Below are 17,423 nucleotides of genomic sequence, written 5' to 3'. Positions count from 1 at the left end.
AAGCCTTTCAGCTTGCGCCTGCCCGACATGATTACTTCGTTTCGTCAGCCTTATGCTCGACCGTACGGGACGCCGTCGACGCGGATGTCGACGTATCTTCGTCGTCGTTCATGCCCTTCTTGAAGCTCTTGATGCCCTTGGCGACATCACCCATCAGCTCCGGGATCTTTCCACGGCCGAACAACAACAGCGCGATGGCCAGGACGATGAGCCAGTGCCATATGCTTAGAGAACCCATTGCTTTAACTCCCAATTACAGTGTCTTTTCGATGTAAGACGTTTGCGGATGTTTTTCAAACACCAAAATGCAATGCATCCACGCATATCGGGATGACAAGCGCCGATGCGGGCGATCAAGCGTCTCCAAGCCGAGAGGATGATTGTTATATTCGCACCCGCTGATGGCGAAAGAGAGACTTTGCCGGCAGTTTCGCGAAAATCCGCAGATAGGGTTGCAACCCCTTGAACGAGCCGGCCAACGCTCAATCGCTGGAGCTTGCGCCGCTCGGCGGCAGGATGCCGAGTTCCTCCAGATCCATCTGCGTGATCGGATCTTCGTCTTCGGTCAACTCGTCGCTCATCAACGGCGAGGGAATGTTGAAATTGGCCGGAATCCGGCCTGACAACAACCCCGCCCCCTTCAACTCTTCGAGACCGGGCAGATCGCGCAGCTCTTCGAGACCGAAATGATCGAGGAAATCGCGCGTCGTGCCAAGGGTCACCGGTCGCCCCGGCGTGCGGCGACGGCCACGGAAGCGGACCCAACCAGACTCCATAAGAACGTCAAGCGTGCCCTTGGAGGTCTGCACGCCTCTGATATCCTCGATCTCGGCGCGTGTGACAGGCTGATGGTAAGCGATAATGGCCAGCACCTCCAGCGCCGCACGCGACAGCTTGCGCACCTCGCTCTCGTCACGCCGGATCACGAAGGAGAGATCCGCAGCCGTGCGAAAGGCCCAGGCGCCATCCACCTGGACGAGATTGACGCCGCGCATGGCGTAATCGGCCTTGAGTTTCTGCATGATGGCGGGAATTTCGACCCCACGCGCCACGCGCTCCGCAATGAAGGCCTCGGAAACCGGCTGCGCTGAGGCGAAGACCAGCGCTTCGGCAATCCGCTCGGCCTCGCTCAGCCGACGATCGTCTACATCGGGCGCTTCCGCCTCGTGCTCCACATGCTGCTGCTGCTCGTCGTCCGGTTCAGTCACGCGCTTTCCTGCCCTATTCCGCTGCTTCCAGTGACGAATGCTTCGGCCCGCGCCGCATGTAAAGCGGCTGAAACGCGCCTTCCTGGCGAATTTCCAGCTGCCCTTCGCGCACCAGCTCCAGCGATGCCGCAAAGGCGCTGGCAATCGCCGTCACCCGCTCGCTCGAAGTCGTCATGTAACTCAGCAGGTAATGTTCCAAGGCCGTCCAATCGGTGATTTCGCCGATCATTCTGTCCAGAATAACGCGGGCATCGGCCAGCGACCAGACACGGCGCTTCTCGATCGTTACCTGGGTCACGGCCTGACGCTGACGCAGGCTCGCATAGGCGGTGAGCAGATCATAGAGGCTGGCATCGAAGGCGGATTGGCGTCGATCCGGAATATGTTCCGGCGCGCCGCGCGCGAAGATATCGCGGCCGAGGCGGTTGCGATTGACAAGATCGGTAGCAGCATCGCGCATGGCTTCCAGCCGCTTCAGGCGGAAGGCGAGCGTCGCCGCCATCTCCTCGCCGGTCGGTCCGTCTTCCTTGCTCTGCTGCGGGATTAGCAGCTTGGATTTCAGATAGGCGAGCCAAGCGGCCATGACGAGATAATCGGCCGCAAGCTCGATGCGGATACGCCGCGCACTCTCGATGAACTGAAGATACTGTTCGGCCAGCGCTAGAACGGAGATACGGGACAGATCGACCTTCTGGTTGCGTGCCAAATGCAGCAGCAGATCAAGCGGTCCTTCAAAGCCGGCGAGGTCGACGACAAGCGACGGCTCGTGCGAGCCGCGCTGTGTCTCACCCTCCTGCCAGAGCTTGTCCATCGGCGTTGCCGCCTGCTGAAGCTTGTCCGTGCTGCCGCTCACTCTGTCACCCGCCCGTTCCTCGAAGTCCGGTTTTACGCCACTGCGAACATCGCGTCGAATTCCGCCCGAATAGAGGCTTCATCGGCGCCATCACTTCTGCCGAATGCCGCTTCGACCGCCTTGGCCCGTTTCAGCGATATCCCCGCCAAAGCGGGAACATTGCGAACCACCTGCTGCATTTCGTCCATGACGCCATTGCAATGCAGCACGATATCGCATCCGCCCGCAATAATATTTGCTGCACGTTCGCCGATCGTGCCTTTCAGCGCATTCATCGAGGTATCGTCCGACAGGAGCAGGCCCCTGAAGCCGATATGCCCGCGGATGATCTCCTCGATCACCTTGCGCGACGTCGTGGCCGGGTTCTCCGGATCGATATCGGTAAAGACGACATGGCAGGTCATCGCCATGAGTTCGTCCTTCATTGCAACGAAGGGAGCGAAATCATGCGCCTCCAGCTCCGCGCGTGGCACCGAGACGACAGGCAGCTCATGATGCGAATCGGCAAAGCCCCGGCCATGCCCCGGCATGTGCTTCATGACAGGCAGCATGCCGCCGGCCTTGAGCCCTTCCGCCGCCGCGCGTCCCATTTCCGTCACCGTCACCGGATCGGAGCCATAGGCGCGATTGCCGATGACGTTGCTCGATCCCTCCACAGGCACGTCCAGCACCGGCAGGCAATCGGCATTGATGCCGAATTTCAGCAAATCGAAGGCATGGAGCCGCGACATCAGCCATGCAGCACGGAGGCCTCGTTCGCGATCCTGGCGATAGATATCGCCGAGTGCCTGCCCCGAGGGATAATGCGGCAGGATCGGCGGGCGAATGCGCTGCACCCTGCCGCCTTCCTGGTCGATGAAAACCGGAGCGTCGCGTCCGACGCTATCGCGCAGAGACGCAACGAGATCGGCGATCTGTGCCGATTCGGAAATATTGCGTCCGAACAGGATAAAACCCCATGGCTGCTCCCCCTTATAGAAGGATCGCTCTTCGGGCGTGATGGTGTGGCCGCTACAGCCGAGGATCATGGATTTCGATTCGGTCATATCCGAATCATAAGGCTTGCGCCGGGAAATGCGAGTGAGGTCAAGCTGGGATACACAGGAACAACCGTCTTCGGCAGGCTATTTGGGCGGTATACGATAGACGACTGAGCGGTATTTAGGATTTGACCTGCACTCCCTCACCTCGCCGCCATAGGCTTCAGCTATCCGTCTGCTGGCGATGTTCTCCTCCGCGACGGGGTATACGAAATATCGAATAGAAAAGCTCGCACTTGCCCATCCGATGATCGCGCCGATCAATTCGCGGCCGAATCCCAGACCTTGCGCTTCGCTGCGAAGCCAAATTCCAAGCTCCGGCGTGTCGGTCAGCGCGGCATGCATACCGATAACACCCAGAAAGCGATCGTCATTCCTGCAGCGGGCTGTGAAGTGCAATTCCGAGCCGTCTTCAATTGCCTTCAGCCAACCCCGCCAAACATCCGCAAAAGCCGCTTCAGTCTCAGGCGGATGCCAGGCCATGAAACGCGTGATGCCAGGCGATATGTTGGCGAAGATATCCGGGGCGTCCTCAGGAACAAACGGCCTGATGAACGTTCGACGCGTCGATAGCTGTAGATGCCGCATCGTTCGCCATGTCCCGCGCTTAGCGCATCAAAAATAAATCCGCCCGCAGATTGATCTCTGCGGGCGGATTTTTCAACTTTATCGAACACCCAGGCTGAAAGCCCAACTTGATTACTTCGAGATCAGGCAGGTGCCGCCGGCTGCGCGATAGCGGGTGCAGATGGCCGCGGCCTCATCCTTCGAGCCGGCGACGACGCGGACGCGATAGTAGGTGCCCTTGCCGGCGATGTCGGCCTTGCGGATTTCAAGCGGATGATTGCCGATGATGCTGGCGAACTTGACCTTGAGGTTCGCCTGCGACTTCTGCGCGTCGGCTTCGGTCGGCAGGGATGCGATCTGCACTCCGTAAGCGCCGCCGCCCGCGGCAGAGGTCGCAGCCGGGGCTGCCGCCGGGCTAGCCGATGCGACCTGCTTCGGCTGAACCTTGGGCTGAGCTTGGGCTTCCTGGGCCGGGGCAGCCGTACTGGCCTTGGCGGCAGGTTCGGGGCGTGCCGTCGGCACCGGGTTCGTCTTGACGACGCGGATCGGCGTGCTTTCGGCGCTGGCAGCGTCGGCGCTATCCGGCTGGGCTGCTGCGGGAGTATTTGACTGAGACGGGCGCGAACTGGTCGATGCGACCTGACTGTTCGCCGGCTTGGCGGCTGCGGTCGTGGTATCGGCAACCGGCTCGTCACGCGGAACCAACGAGCCATCCGGCTTGACGATCATCGTGCGCACCTTGCGCGGAGAGACTGATGGCACCTGATCGTCGTTGTTGGCGGCGACGTTGGTGTTTCCACCATTCTGGTTCGGCAGCAGGCGCGGATCTTCGGTTTCACCGACCGGCGTCGACGTCACCTGATCGCCATCGCTGTCGTCAGGCGATACCGCCTCGGGAATCAGCGTCTTCTGGACGACATCAACCGGCTGCTCGTTGGAGGAGACAAGCTCCTTCTGCTTCGGCGCCGCCGTACTATCGCCAGCGACGCGATCGTAGACGGCTTTGTCCTGATTCGGAACGACGGTGCCACCCGGATTTTCCGGAGCGACCTTGATCGGATCGCTATCGGCCGCAATCACGCGCGGCTCTCCGGAGAAGCTGGAGATCGGCGCGCCGTGACGAACCCAGCTGTAGGCGCCATAGGCACCGACGCCAAGAACAACGATGACGGCTGCAGTCGTGACCATGCCGCGCACAGAGCGGACCGGGCGACGGTTGGCGGCGGGGTTCAACGTCATCCTGGCGACGTTCTCGACAGGCGTAGCCGCCTCGCGATAGCTGCGGCGGAAGTCTTCTTCCAGCGCACGCTCGAACTCGTCGAACTCCTCGATCGGCTGCTTTGCGATGGGCGCAGCAGGCTGGGCTGCAGCATTTTTGGACCAGGAAGCGGCGGCGGCAGCACCGCCAAGTGCGGCGGCAACGGCCGGCTTGATCGGCTCGGGTGCGGCTTCCTTGGCAGGCGTACCGAGCAGGCTCGCCATTTCCGAATCGAGATCGAAATCAAATTCCAGCGGAACAGCGATCGGCTCCTCCGGCTCGATCGCCGGCAGATGAGGAACGTGCGAACCCTCGAAGGTCTCGACACGATCCTCCGTCTCGGAGATTTCCGTGGGATCGAACGGCAGAGGTTGGTCGGCCTCAAATACGGGCGCTGCCGTGGTTGCGGCATGAGCAACATTTGCGGCAGGTGCAGCCGGCGCCGGTGCGGGTCGCATTGGCTGCGGCGCTGCGGCGGCAATCACCGGAGCGGCGGGGCCTGGAGCGACCGGCGTTGCGCGGGAAAGGATCGGCTCTGCGATCGGAGCGGCCGGAGCCTGCTGATGAGCAGCGGGAGACTTTTCGGCTTCAGCGAAATCGAGGCCGGCAAGTTCCATTTCGATATCGGCCAGATCGAATTCAAAGTCCTGACCGGCAAAAGGATCCTCCGCACCGAAGGTAATCGGCTTCGGCTCTTCATGCCGTGCGGCTGCCGCGGGAGCGGCGGGCAACTCTGCAGGCTCAGAAAACGGCGCACTGAAATTGCCGAAATCCGGCTCCTCCTTCGCTGCAGGCGCATTGGCTCTGGATGGAACCGGATAGCGATTCACATCGGCCAGCAGAGCGTCGATCTCGGCGGAAAGCGCAGCCGGATCGGCCTTCGCGACCTTAGGCGGCTCTGGTGCCTGGAAGACGGCCGCAGCTGGCTGGGATGCAGCAGGCTGCGAGACGGCTTCCGGAGCGCGCGGAGGCTCGACAGGATCAAACGCCTCGAAATCAAGGGCATCATCGAACAGCGCTTCGTCAGACGTGGCTTTCGGCGCCGGCTGAGCAACAGCAGGCGCGACCGGCGGCGTGAACTGCTCACGCGAGGCGACGGGCGTTGCCAGGGCAAAGTTGGCAAGCGGCAACCGTATGGTGGCGGCAGCGGATTGCGGCGTCGGCTTCGGCACTGGCGCAGCCGCCTGCGGCTCGACAGGCGCGGCCTTCGGCGCTGGCTGCAGAACCGGCGCGATCGACATTTCCAGCTCGTCGATCAGATCGCGAGCGCCGATCGTCGGCTTCACCGGAGCCACAGGCTGCGGCGCAAGTTCTTCGAACTTCGGCTCTTCAAACTTGGGCTCGGCCTGCACCGGCTCAGCGGAGAGCGCAACGTCTTCATGGCTCGGCGGTGACACCTGCTCGACCGGAGCGGCGATGTCATTTGCCGGACTCATTCGCGGCGTATCGTAACGTTCGAATTCGCGAAGAAGCTCGTCTTCCAGGTTGAAGGCCGGCTCCTGCCGTTGAGCCGCAGGAGTTGCCTGAGCAGCGGGGCGCGGCTCAAAACCCACGATACGAGCGAGTTCTGCGAGCGGATCATCATCCGCAAAGAACTCGTCGTTTCCGCTTGCGCGATACGCCAACTGTTTTTCTGCCATCACCCGTTCCACTCGCAAACACTACAGTTAATGCCAGCGCAATGTGGGTAAATGGTGACGTTTATCGCATTTCGTCCGGTGCTGCGGTCCCGGTTATACCAAGACCCGACTTCAAAACCGACGCGACAGCGTACACCAGCCCAAGTCTGGCAATGCTCAATTCTCGGTTCTTATCGTTAACAAAACGTAATTCCGGTAAATCTTTACCTTTATTCCAGTGTCCATGGAAGGAACTGGCCAGATCGTAAAGATAAAAAGCAATGCGATGCGGCTCCTGCGACTGTGCTGCAGCTTCGATGATTCGCGGGAATTCCGCAATCTTCGCAACCAACTGCAATTCAGCCGGATCGGAGATCGCGCCAATGACAGCTTTCGACAGATCAAGCAAGGCGATGTCGAGATCCGGGAAGGCTTCCTTGGCCTGACGGAAGACGGACATGCAGCGGGCATGCGCATATTGCACGTAGAAGACCGGATTGTCCTTCGACTGCTCTGTAACCTTGGCGAAATCGAAATCCAGAGGCTCGGAATTCTTCCGGTAAAGCATCATGAAGCGCACCGAATCGCGACCAACTTCATCGACGACTTCACGCAGCGTGACGAAATCGCCCGAACGCTTCGACATCTTCACCGGCTCGCCATTGCGGTAGAGCTTGACGAGCTGGCACAGCAGCACAGTCAGCTTCGCAGCACCGTCGGAAACGCCGCGGGCTACCGCTTCCAGCCGCTTGACGTAGCCGCCATGGTCGGCGCCGAGGATATAGATCATCTCGTTGAAGCCGCGGTCGAACTTGTTCTTGAAGTAAGCAACGTCGGCAGCAAAATAAGTATAGGAGCCGTCCGACTTGATCAGCGGGCGGTCTATATCGTCGCCCACTTCCGTCGAGCGGAAGAGCGTCTGCTCGCGATCCTCCCAATCTTCCGGCAGCTGTCCCTTCGGCGGCGGCAGCGCGCCCTTGTAGACATAGCCCTTGAAGGTCAGGTCATTGATCGCGGTGCGGATCAGTGCCGCGCCATTGGCATGCAGGGTGCGTTCGGAGAAGAAGACGTCGTGATGAACGTTCAGCGCCTCCAAATCCTCCTTGATCATCGCCATCATCGCATCGATGGCACGATCCTTGACGATCGGAAGCCACTGCTCTTCCGGCATGCCGCGCAGCTTGGTGCCGAATTCCTTGGCCAGCGCCTCCCCGACCGGAACGAGGTAATCGCCGGGATAGAGGCCAGCCGGGATTTCGCCGACCTGCTCGCCGAGCGCCTCGCGATAACGGATGAAGACGGAGCGCGCCAGCACATCGATCTGGGAGCCGGCATCGTTGATGTAATATTCCTTGGTCACCTCATAGCCGGAGAAGGCCAACAGGTTTGCCAGCGCATCGCCGACCACGGCGCCGCGGCAGTGACCGACATGCATCGGTCCAGTCGGATTGGCCGAAACATATTCGACATTGACCTTCTGCCCCGCGCCGAGCTTGGAGCGGCCGAACTTCTCGCCCTCGGAGATCATTGTTGCCAGCAGCCGCTGCCAGTAGCCGACCGAAAGACGGATATTGATGAAGCCCGGGCCTGCGACCGAAACCTCGGCGACGTCGGCATCTTCCTTCAGCTTGGCGACGATGATTTCGGCAAGCGCACGCGGATTCGTGCCCAGCGGCTTGGAGAGAACCATGGCCGCATTGGTGGCGACATCACCGTGGCTGGCATCGCGCGGCGGCTCTACGCCGATACGTCCGAAGTCGAGCTCAGATCGCTTTTCTCGCACAATATCAATTTGTTCGAGAGCGTTCTTAATTCTTACTTCGAAGTCGGTGAAAAGGTTCATCATATCGTCCACGCATGAGCTTCGCGAGCCGCTATCGGCCCGACGCCGCCGCTGCCTACCGCAAATCGGGAGTCTGGTCAAACAGGCGCTTGTGGGCGCTGATGGCGTAGGTGTCCGTCATGCCGGCGAGATAGTCGCCGACATGCCTTGCCTTGGGGGCGATCGCCAGGCCCGCAATATGATCGACCCAGTAATGGCTCTGCATCTCCCTGGGATTTTCCATATAGGCGCCGAAAAGGTCCGTGACGATCTGCGCCGCGCCGGCACGGATGCGCATGATGTCCGGATGACGGTAGATACGCTTGAACAGCATCTGTTTGATCAGCTTGTCGGTTTCGGCCATCTCGGGCGAGAAGGTTGCGATGATCCGTCCGGCAGCACGGATGTCAGCGACATTGCCCGGCTTGATTTCGGCGAGCGCCTGCTGCGAAACGGCGATCACGTCCTCGACCATGCGGGTGATCTGCCGGCGCATGATCTCGTTCGTGAAGCGGCTCGCCTCCAGATGCGGGTAGCGTGCCCTGACCTCGGCCATCAGCTTGGCGAGAAAGGGCACCTCCTCCAGCATATCGAAGGTCAGATAACCGGAGCGCAAGCCGTCATCGATGTCGTGCGTATTGTAAGCAATGTCATCCGCGATCGCGGCGACCTGCGCTTCAAGGCTGGCATAGGAAGCAATTTCGAGATCGTGGATCTCGCAATAATCGAGGATTGGCTGCGGCACCGGACCGCGGATGCCCTTACCATCAGGCGTCATTAATGGCCCATTGTGCTTGACGAGGCCCTCAAGCGTTTCCCAGGTAAGATTGAGTCCGTCAAAATCGGCATAACGGCGCTCGAGCTTGGTGACGATGCGCAGGGATTGGGCATTGTGATCAAAGCCGCCATAGGGCAGCAGCACTTCATGAAGCGCATCCTCGCCCGTATGGCCGAAGGGTGTGTGGCCGAAATCGTGAACAAGTGCCACACCCTCCGCCAGATCCTCGTCGAGTTTCAGGGCACGCGCCAAGGCGCGGGCAATCTGGGCAACTTCGATCGTATGCGTCAATCGAGTGCGGTAATGATCGCCATCCTGAGCAATGAAGACCTGCGTCTTGTGCTTCAACCGACGGAAGGCGGTCGCATGGACGATCCGGTCGCGGTCGCGCTGGAATTCAGAGCGTGTCGGGCTCGATCCTTCTTCGTAGAGCCTTCCACGCGATTCCCAGGGATTTGTCGCATAGGCTGCCTTTTCCCCATACCCGAAACCCAATGCATGCGTATCAATCGTCATTATCAATCCATTCCGGCATTTGGCTCCCGCACCGCTATCGGCGCGACAGTCGTTTCCCTGCAATCGGTCCCCGGCCCTGTCCGGCAGTACGGACATATGCCCGCTCTTCGTACATTCCGGCCCATTGACGCCGCTTTGCGGCCTTCATACCTATAGACAAGAAAACAGCAAAATGGTGTGTGGCTCAACCACGAAACCATAGCTGTCAACGGCCTGACTTTCATGATAAAGGCTACGGATATCAGCCGTTTGAAAGTTCGACGGCTTATTATTGGTTCTCTCCGGATCTTGACCCCGGCAGGAGGAAAATATGACTGAGGCAAGTGTTACCCTATCGGATGCTGCGGCCAAGCGAATCGCTGCTATCGTCGGCGCGGATGCCGGAAAGCGCGCTCTTCGCGTTGCCGTCGAAGGCGGCGGGTGTTCGGGTTTTTCCTATAAATTCGATCTCGTTGAAGGCCCTGAGGATGACGATATCGTCGTCGAAAAGGACAATGCGACCGTCCTGATCGATCAGCTGTCGCTGGTCTATATGGCGGGCTCGGAGATCGATTTCGTCGACAATCTTCTCGGCCAATCCTTTCAGATCAAGAATCCGAATGCAGTCGCAAGCTGCGGATGCGGCACCAGTTTCGCGATCTGATCCCTACCCTCTTTTTCCACAATTTGATGACCGGCCGGGAGCCTTCGCTCCGGGCCGGTTTTCATGTGGGCTGTAGTCAAGCCGATCGGCTGCGGATACAACAAGGCGAAGCAAAGGAATGAGCCGCCCATGAAAATCGCCACCTGGAACATCAACGGCGTCAAAGCGCGTATCGAGAACCTCTGCCAATGGCTGAAGGACTCGAACCCGGACATCGTCTGCCTGCAGGAAATCAAAACGGTCGACGAAGGCTTTCCACGTCTGGAGATCGAAGCGCTCGGCTATCACGTAGAGACACATGGGCAGAAAGGCTTCAATGGCGTTGCGATTCTTTCCAAGACGAAACCGGATGAGGTGAGGCGCGGTTTACCCGGCGACGGCAGCGACGAACAGGCCCGCTTCATCGAGGCTGTGTTCTCCGTTGAAGGACACGGCGCCCTGCGAGTCTGCTGCCTCTATCTGCCGAACGGCAATCCGGTCGATACTGAAAAATACCCCTACAAGCTCGCCTGGATGGAGCGCCTGCGCAAATTCGCCTTGGATCGCCTGGCCTTGGAGGAGCCTCTGATACTCGCCGGCGACTACAACGTCATTCCGGAGCCACATGATTGTTTCGACCCGAAGGTCTGGGAGAGCGATGCCCTCTTCCTGCCGCAGACGCGCCAGTCCTTCCGTCAGCTCGAACATCTCGGCTTTACCGATGCGGTGCGCGCGACGACGGATGCAATCAAGCTTTATTCATTCTGGGATTATCAGGCCGGCGCATGGCCGAAGAACAATGGCATTCGCATCGACCATCTGATGCTGTCACCCGAGGCTGCCGATCGCCTCACCGCAACGGCAATCGAGAAACATGTGCGCGCCTGGGAAAAACCGTCGGACCACGTGCCCGTCATCGCGCATCTTGATTTCGGGAGCTAGTCCGTTCGGCTGCAAGCATACCGCGCGGCCCGAGCAACAACAGCGTCAGTAAAGCCGGCGCGATCAATCGGAGCCGGCAACATCAAGCTGATGGGCCATGGAGACCGCTACGCGGCGGTCGTTCTCGTTGGCAACGGAGAATGCCTGCTCCTGCAGGTCTTCCATCCAGCTGCAGTCCTTCGGCTTGCACTTGTCCAGCGCCGCCGTCATGAAGGCGAGACCGCGGATGGATTGGCCTTCCTGGAACAGGATATTGCCGAAGACGGCCATGGCGCCCGGATGGCCGCTCTTGCGGGCCTGGTTCAGCCATTTCTTGGCCTGCTGAACATTGGTGGCGCCGCCCTCGCCGGACAGCATCATCTGCGCCAACTGGAACTGCGCTTCCGGAACGCCGAATGTCGATGCCACCTGGAAATAGAGCTGCCGGGCCTGGTTGAGGTCGATCTTCACCGGGCTGTTGGGAATGCCCGTCTTGTAGTAGCTCGCGAGCGCCAGCAGCGCATTGATGAAGAAGCCGGTGTCTTCCGAGCCCGGTTCCACACCCTGCTGGGCAATCTCGCTATAGATCTTGAAGGCTTCGAAATCGTTCTGCGCCACGCCGTCGCCATCGGCATACATATTGGCCAAGGCCCAGCGTGAGCCGGTATGGCCTTTTTCGGCGGCATAACGATAGGCTTCGACTGCCTCTTCCTTCTGTCCGTTCTTGTAGGCCTTAAAGCCGAACTTGAAGAGATCGAACGGACCTGATTCCTTGGTGACGCCGGCATTGATATCGAATGCCTTGGCTTGACCCGCCAGTACCACCGCGGTGGCAAGGGACAGGCTGAGCATCATGACTCTCGCTGATATGAACTCGGACTTAAACATAACAGTCGATTTCTTTCGCTCCATTCGGACCTGTCACGGCACTTGCATAATCGCCGCCAGCTTCACGAATGTTTTCCCTGATGGCGCACGAGACTGGATCGTCCTTCGAAAAGGCATTTCCTGTGGCATCCAACCGATGCTGTTTGCCACAATTGCGAGCATAGCTTGCAATTATGTCCAAACCAGCATTTGCGCGGCCGCTATCGCATCCCACCATCGAAGCAGCACCTTCGTTCGCCTTCCGATGATGGAGCCCAAAGATCGGCCGGCTGACGACTTCCCTTGGCAGACAACGCGTTTTCGGCTGCGTCGGAAGCATCGCAGCTCCGATCCCGAATTGTTGCTTATGCCAAAGTGGAAGTTCACCCATCGACCGCTTACGCACTTTCTACAAGGCTTGCCCCTGTGCCCACGTAATCGCTGCTCCCCATTTGTGGCGGGAAATGGACAAATTGTAATCTGATCACGTGGCTGCAATGTCTTGAAATAGAGTGTTGCTAATTCGTCACAAAGATTTTATCGAACTTGAGATTTCTTTAACCATAAATCAGGCAAAAGAGGCGGTTTGCGTTCCGCCTTTTGCCGTTCAGACAAAGAAACGTCGCGAGACTCGGAAAAGCTCGCGACGTTGATGATAGAGTGAAGGATCAGTCAACTAGCTCCTTCAATTCAATGGCTTATCGTCAGAAGCTGACTTTCACCGATGTCTGAAGAGCGGCGACCAAGTCATTGCCGAAGCTATAGGTCGCATCATTGCCGTAGACGACACCGCCGCGCGTGACCGGTCCGGATTTGCCTGATGTCATGAGGCCGAGAGCGCCGCCGAAATTGAACTGAACATGCTCTGTCGCCTTATAGGCCACGCCCGCGCCGAGGGTCCATGTATCGGAGTTCATGCCATAGCCATCGCTTGTACCGCGATCCCAGGTCAGGCTGACGGCGCCGCTCCACTTGTCATTGAACTTGTGCCCGACACCGCCGGTGATCGTCCAGCCGTCCCTGTACAGCAGATCAAGCGAGGTAAGCTCTGTGGGGCCATTGGCTCTGCAGGATATGCTGCGCGTGGAGCTCGGGCAGAGTGCGATGCTCTGAAGGATACTCCAGTTGGTCCATTTAACCGATCCGAAGGCCAGCCAATCAGGCGCGATGCCGGTCTGTACCTTCCATTCCAGGGAGTCGGGAGCGTCGGCCGAGCCGAAAACAGACGTTACCTTGCCACCGAAGCCGGGGACAACAGGTGGCGGTACTTCGGTCAGGTCGACGCTGCCCTTCAGGTTGTCGTATTTGACCCGGCTGTTGTAGACGAGGCTCGTGCGGAAGGCATATTCCGGAATTTCGTAGGCGATACCCGCGCGCCAGCCCCAGCCGTGACCGTCGATGTCAAGCGAACCCATGCCGTTGTAAATGGCTGAAATCGGAGCCGGAGTGGCGTAGACGAGGCGCGACTTGTAGCCGCTGACTTCCTGATAGAAACCGCCGCCGATCAGACGCAGCTGACCCGGACCCGCGTCGAACTTGTACGAGCAGGTGGCCGAATAGTTGTTCGTGCGAACCTTGACTTCGGTTTCGTTATTGGCGCCGGCCCAATTTGAACCTTCGTTGAGATGGCCGCCGAAAGGCTGCGAATAGTCGGCCATGCAGTCGAGATCATCGGTGATGCCGATCTTGAAAGCGGCATAGGGAATGGCGTAATTTTCCGCCGCATCCGTCGAACGGCTACGGTTGTTGAGATTGCCGTCAGCCGGATTGATGTCTTTGGCGTTCTTCAGTTTACGGTCGGGCATGACGTAAGTAACGCCTGACTCGAACACATAACGGCCTTTGTCGAAAAGCAAATCAATATCATAGCCGCCACGATCAAGGCCGCCCGCAAAAGCAGCGGTGGCGAAAGACGAGCTGATAACGAGTGTGACTGCGCTCCTCAACGCAACAGAAAATGCCATTGTATCTCCCCCACATGTGCATTCAGTGGTTTGATTGTTGCGACGATCGCGTGAATTGGCAATGTGGCCCACAAGAGCACTGGCCATGTAAGAGAGTGATTGATTTACGTAAGAAAACGAACGCCGCCTCTGAAAATCCATCGGTGTAGGTAATTTTTTCTTTCGAAATAGCATTTTTAGCCCCTAATAGAATCTCATTCTTCACGGCAACAATTCTGTTACAATATGACAACAGTTTTGCTTTTCGAGCGTGCCCAGCAACTTTAGGGGTAATCTGTTTCGCCTGTGCGAAACTGACGGCGGATCCAGGGTGTTAGATCCCGTCAATTCTATCGATTCGAGAGAAATAAACGAAAAGGCACGCGGCGAACACCGCGTGCCTTTTTCGATCCCAGATCTCTACTTCCTCAAGCGAATCGCGATTTCTCAGTTTCGCTTCTTGTGCTTTGCACCTTCGATCGCACGCATGTCCTAGCCGGCCTCGCTGACGCGGGCCAGCGCCACCTTGAGGCTCGACTGCTGCCCCTCGAGCTCGCCGAGGCGCTCGCGCTCGGCGGCGACGACGTCCGGATTGGCGTTGGCAACGAACTTCTCGTTCGAAAGCTTGCCGGCAATGCGGGCAATTTCCTGATCGTTCTTGGCAATCGCCTTTTCGAGGCGCGCTTTCTCGGCGGAGAGATCGATGAGGCTGCCAAGCGGCAGGCAGATCGTCGCCTCGCCGACGACGATCTGAGCGGCACCCTTCGGTGCGGTATCGGCAAGCGAAACCGCTTCCACGCGCGCTAGCCGCTTGATGGCGGCATCGTGGCGGAAGAGGCGCTCGCGCGTCAGGCTATTGGCATCGACAACAACCAATGGCGCCGTAGCGGCCGGCGGCACGTTCATTTCCGAACGAACGGAGCGAATGCCGGAAACGAGATCGATCAGCCAATTGATTTCATCGGCGGCGACATTATCGGCATAGGACGGTGCCGGCCAATCCGCATGGCAGATCAGGCCCTCACGCTCCTGCCCCTCGCCTGCCGTGTGCGCCCAGAGCTCCTCGGTCATGAAGGGCATGAACGGGTGCAAAAGCTTGTAGGTCTCTTCGAGAACATAGGCTGCGCAGGACTGAGCCTCCGCCTTGGCATTCTCGTCTTCGCCATTGAAGATCGGCTTCAAGAGCTCAAGGTACCAGTCACAGAACTGATTCCAGATGAAACGATAGAGAGCGCCTGCGGCATCATTGAAGCGGAAGCTTTCCAGCGCTTCGGTAACGTCACGCTCCGCACGCGCCAGCTCTGTCAGGATCCAGCGGTTTACGGTGAGCTCGGCCGCTTCGGGCACGAAATGCGGATCGCTCTTTGCACCGTTCATTTCGGCAAAGCGCGTGGCGTTCCAGAGCTTGGTGCCGAAGTTGCGGTAACCGGCGATGCGGGCCGGATCGAGCTTCACGTCTCGACCCTGCGCGGCCATGATCGCCAGCGTGAAACGCAGCGAATCGGCACCGTACTGATCGATCAGTTCCAGCGGATCGATGACGTTGCCCTTGGACTTCGACATCTTCTGCCCGTTCTTGTCGCGAACGAGAGCATGAATATAGACCGTGCTGAACGGCTCGACGGGATTGCCGTTCTCATCCTTCATGAAATGCAGGCCCATCTGCATCATGCGAACGACCCAGAACGGAATGATGTCGAAGCCGGTCACAAGGAGGTTCGTTGGATAGTAGCGCGCCAGTTCCGGCGTCTCGTCCGGCCAGCCGAGCGTGGAGAACGGCCAGAGTGCGGACGAGAACCAGGTGTCGAGCACATCTTCATCGCGCGTCAGAATTTCGTCGGGCTTGAAATTCTCCAGCAGGTCCTCGACATAAGCCTTCATCGGCCCTTCATGCGAGAGATAGTGCTGGATCGCGGCCTGCAGCGCTTCTTCCTCGGATTTTTCGACAAAGACCTGCCCGTCCGGGCCATACCATGCCGGAATCTGGTGACCCCACCAGAGTTGACGGGAAATGCACCACGGCTCGATATTTTCGAGCCAGTTGAAATAGGTATTCTCCCAATTCCTGGGCACGAACTTGGTTCTGCCCTCGCGAACGGATTCCAGCGCGGGCTGCCCCAACGTCTTGTTGTCGACGAACCACTGTTCCGTCAGGCGCGGCTCGATCGGCACCCCGCCACGATCGCCATGCGGCACGGCATGCGTATGCGGCTCGATCTTGTCGAGCAGGCCCGCCTCTTCGAAGATACGAACGATGATCTTGCGAGCCTCGAAGCGGTCCTTGCCTTCCAGCTCGTCCCAGGCGCCATGCAGCGCTGCCGGATGATCGAGATCCTGGAGGAAGTCCTCGTTATCCTTGATGGTGATCGAGGCATCGACGTCCATGACGTTGATGGCACGCAGTCCGGCGCGCTTGCCGACTTCGAAGTCGTTGAAATCATGCGCCGGCGTGATCTTTACCGCGCCAGTGCCGGCAGTCGGATCGGCATAGGAATCGGCGACGATCGGGACCCTGCGGCCAACGATCGGCAGGATGACATGCTTGCCGACAATACCCCGATAACGCTCGTCTTCCGGATTGACCGCGATGCCAGTATCGCCGAGCATCGTTTCCGGACGCGTCGTCGCAACGACGATATAATCGCGCGTTTCGAATTCGGTCGGCTTGCCTTCCTCGTCGAAGGCGATCGGATATTGATAGGTAACGCCGGGCTCCAGCGGATAGCGCAAGTGCCAGAGATTGCCCTTCACCTCATGCTGCTCGACCTCCATATCGGAGATCGCCGTCAAGAGCTTCGGGTCCCAGTTGACGAGGCGCTTGTCCTTGTAGATCAGGCCTTCCTTGTAGAGCGTGACGAAGACTTCGAGAACGGCCTTGGACAGGCCCTCGTCCATGGTGAAGCGTTCGCGCGACCAGTCGCAGGACGCGCCGAGGCGCTTCAGCTGGTTGAAGATCAAACCGCCCGATTCGGCCTTCCATTCCCAGATCTTCTCGATGAAGGCTTCGCGGCCCATCTTGCGGCGATCCGGCTGCTGGCGCTCGGCGAGACGACGCTCGACGACCATCTGCGTGGCGATGCCTGCATGGTCCATGCCCGGCTGCCAGAGAACATCCTTGCCGCGCATGCGCTCGAACCGCACCATGATGTCCTGCAGCGTGTTGTTCAGCGCATGACCCATGTGCAGCGAACCGGTCACGTTCGGCGGCGGGATAACAATGGTGAAGGTTTCCGCGCCCGGCTTGGCGTTCGCACCGGCGCGAAAGGCGTCGGCCTCATCCCATTTTTGGGCGATCTTCGGTTCGACGGTGGCGGAATCATATGTTTTGTCGAGCATTTTATGACCGGATCTAGAGGACTGGGTGATGCGGGTTGTAAATAGGATGGCCGTGGGCAAGTCAATAAAAAAG

Annotated in this window: 13 protein-coding genes; 2 read left to right on the top strand and 11 right to left on the bottom strand. The window is 59.0% G+C overall.

Annotated features, from left to right (window positions below; all coding sequences use genetic code 11):
- Positions 1–31: 31 nt before the first annotated feature.
- The 8 genes from JJQ51_RS21490 to JJQ51_RS21455 form a co-directional block, all read right to left on the bottom strand.
- Entirely contained in the window at positions 32–238 is a 207-nt protein-coding gene (locus tag JJQ51_RS21490; protein ID WP_069611973.1) for a twin-arginine translocase TatA/TatE family subunit, read from the bottom strand.
- Positions 239–482: 244 nt separating this feature from the next.
- Positions 483–1,175, bottom strand: coding sequence for an SMC-Scp complex subunit ScpB (gene scpB / locus JJQ51_RS21485; protein ID WP_246661078.1), 693 nt, complete (start codon positions 1,173–1,175; stop codon positions 483–485).
- Positions 1,176–1,221: 46 nt separating this feature from the next.
- On the bottom strand, positions 1,222–2,019 hold the full coding sequence (locus JJQ51_RS21480) for a segregation and condensation protein A (protein ID WP_069612288.1): 798 nt from the start codon (positions 2,017–2,019) through the stop codon (positions 1,222–1,224).
- Positions 2,020–2,093: 74 nt separating this feature from the next.
- Positions 2,094–3,107 carry a beta-N-acetylhexosaminidase gene (nagZ, locus tag JJQ51_RS21475; RefSeq protein ID WP_269245318.1) on the bottom strand — a complete coding sequence of 338 codons (1,014 nt, stop codon included), beginning with the start codon at positions 3,105–3,107 and terminating at the stop codon, positions 2,094–2,096.
- Positions 3,108–3,185: 78 nt separating this feature from the next.
- Complete coding sequence (locus JJQ51_RS21470) at positions 3,186–3,689, bottom strand: GNAT family N-acetyltransferase (RefSeq protein ID WP_113389585.1); 504 nt, start codon at positions 3,687–3,689, stop codon at positions 3,186–3,188.
- A 111-nt stretch (positions 3,690–3,800) separates the two neighbouring features.
- Complete coding sequence (locus tag JJQ51_RS21465) at positions 3,801–6,566, bottom strand: SPOR domain-containing protein (RefSeq protein ID WP_269245317.1); 2,766 nt, start codon at positions 6,564–6,566, stop codon at positions 3,801–3,803.
- A gap of 61 nt (positions 6,567–6,627) precedes the next feature.
- Positions 6,628–8,388: an arginine--tRNA ligase gene (gene argS / locus JJQ51_RS21460; RefSeq protein ID WP_113333544.1), complete on the bottom strand. Its 1,761-nt coding sequence runs from the start codon at positions 8,386–8,388 to the stop codon at positions 6,628–6,630.
- A gap of 55 nt (positions 8,389–8,443) precedes the next feature.
- A complete protein-coding gene (locus JJQ51_RS21455) occupies positions 8,444–9,661 on the bottom strand; it encodes a deoxyguanosinetriphosphate triphosphohydrolase (protein WP_113333491.1) in 1,218 nt (405 codons plus the stop codon).
- A gap of 310 nt (positions 9,662–9,971) precedes the next feature.
- Here JJQ51_RS21455 and erpA point away from each other — a divergent pair, with 310 nt between their 5' ends.
- Both erpA and xth read left to right on the top strand, forming a co-directional pair.
- Entirely contained in the window at positions 9,972–10,304 is a 333-nt protein-coding gene (gene erpA / locus JJQ51_RS21450) for an iron-sulfur cluster insertion protein ErpA (RefSeq protein ID WP_113333492.1), read from the top strand.
- 129 nt (positions 10,305–10,433) lie between these two features.
- The gene (xth, locus tag JJQ51_RS21445; RefSeq protein ID WP_113333545.1) at positions 10,434–11,225 is read left to right on the top strand and encodes an exodeoxyribonuclease III; all 792 of its coding nucleotides are present in this window, start codon (positions 10,434–10,436) and stop codon (positions 11,223–11,225) included.
- A 63-nt stretch (positions 11,226–11,288) separates the two neighbouring features.
- Here xth and exoR read toward each other — a convergent pair whose 3' ends face one another.
- The 3 genes from exoR to JJQ51_RS21430 all read right to left on the bottom strand — a co-directional run bounded on the left by exoR (position 11,289) and on the right by JJQ51_RS21430 (position 17,350).
- Positions 11,289–12,092 (bottom strand): exopolysaccharide production regulator ExoR, encoded by an 804-nt coding sequence (exoR, locus tag JJQ51_RS21440; protein WP_069611965.1) that lies wholly within the window; start codon positions 12,090–12,092, stop codon positions 11,289–11,291.
- 683 nt (positions 12,093–12,775) lie between these two features.
- Complete coding sequence (locus JJQ51_RS21435) at positions 12,776–14,035, bottom strand: OmpP1/FadL family transporter (protein ID WP_145320243.1); 1,260 nt, start codon at positions 14,033–14,035, stop codon at positions 12,776–12,778.
- 471 nt (positions 14,036–14,506) lie between these two features.
- Positions 14,507–17,350 (bottom strand): valine--tRNA ligase, encoded by a 2,844-nt coding sequence (locus tag JJQ51_RS21430; protein WP_113333495.1) that lies wholly within the window; start codon positions 17,348–17,350, stop codon positions 14,507–14,509.
- Positions 17,351–17,423 lie beyond the last annotated feature (73 nt).

It is taken from the genome of Rhizobium sp. AG207R, assembly GCF_027109195.1.
GTDB lineage: Bacteria > Pseudomonadota > Alphaproteobacteria > Rhizobiales > Rhizobiaceae > Rhizobium > Rhizobium dioscoreae.
Note: the sequence above shows the minus strand (reverse complement) of the source record. Positions and strands in the feature narration are given on the sequence as shown.

Bases quoted from the DNA above. Each gene is read 5' to 3' on its own strand.
- JJQ51_RS21490 (WP_069611973.1), bottom strand. From the start codon at position 238: ATGGGTTCTCTAAGCATATGGCACTGGCTCATCGTCCTGGCCATCGCG.
- JJQ51_RS21480 (WP_069612288.1), bottom strand. From the start codon at position 2,019: ATGGACAAGCTCTGGCAGGAGGGTGAGACACAGCGCGGCTCGCACGAG.
- nagZ (WP_269245318.1), bottom strand. From the start codon at position 3,107: ATGACCGAATCGAAATCCATGATCCTCGGCTGTAGCGGCCACACCATC.
- JJQ51_RS21470 (WP_113389585.1), bottom strand. From the start codon at position 3,689: ATGCGGCATCTACAGCTATCGACGCGTCGAACGTTCATCAGGCCGTTT.
- JJQ51_RS21465 (WP_269245317.1), bottom strand. From the start codon at position 6,566: ATGGCAGAAAAACAGTTGGCGTATCGCGCAAGCGGAAACGACGAGTTC.
- argS (WP_113333544.1), bottom strand. From the start codon at position 8,388: ATGAACCTTTTCACCGACTTCGAAGTAAGAATTAAGAACGCTCTCGAA.
- JJQ51_RS21455 (WP_113333491.1), bottom strand. From the start codon at position 9,661: ATGACGATTGATACGCATGCATTGGGTTTCGGGTATGGGGAAAAGGCA.
- erpA (WP_113333492.1), top strand. From the start codon at position 9,972: ATGACTGAGGCAAGTGTTACCCTATCGGATGCTGCGGCCAAGCGAATC.
- xth (WP_113333545.1), top strand. From the start codon at position 10,434: ATGAAAATCGCCACCTGGAACATCAACGGCGTCAAAGCGCGTATCGAG.
- exoR (WP_069611965.1), bottom strand. From the start codon at position 12,092: ATGTTTAAGTCCGAGTTCATATCAGCGAGAGTCATGATGCTCAGCCTG.
- JJQ51_RS21435 (WP_145320243.1), bottom strand. From the start codon at position 14,035: ATGGCATTTTCTGTTGCGTTGAGGAGCGCAGTCACACTCGTTATCAGC.
- JJQ51_RS21430 (WP_113333495.1), bottom strand. From the start codon at position 17,350: ATGCTCGACAAAACATATGATTCCGCCACCGTCGAACCGAAGATCGCC.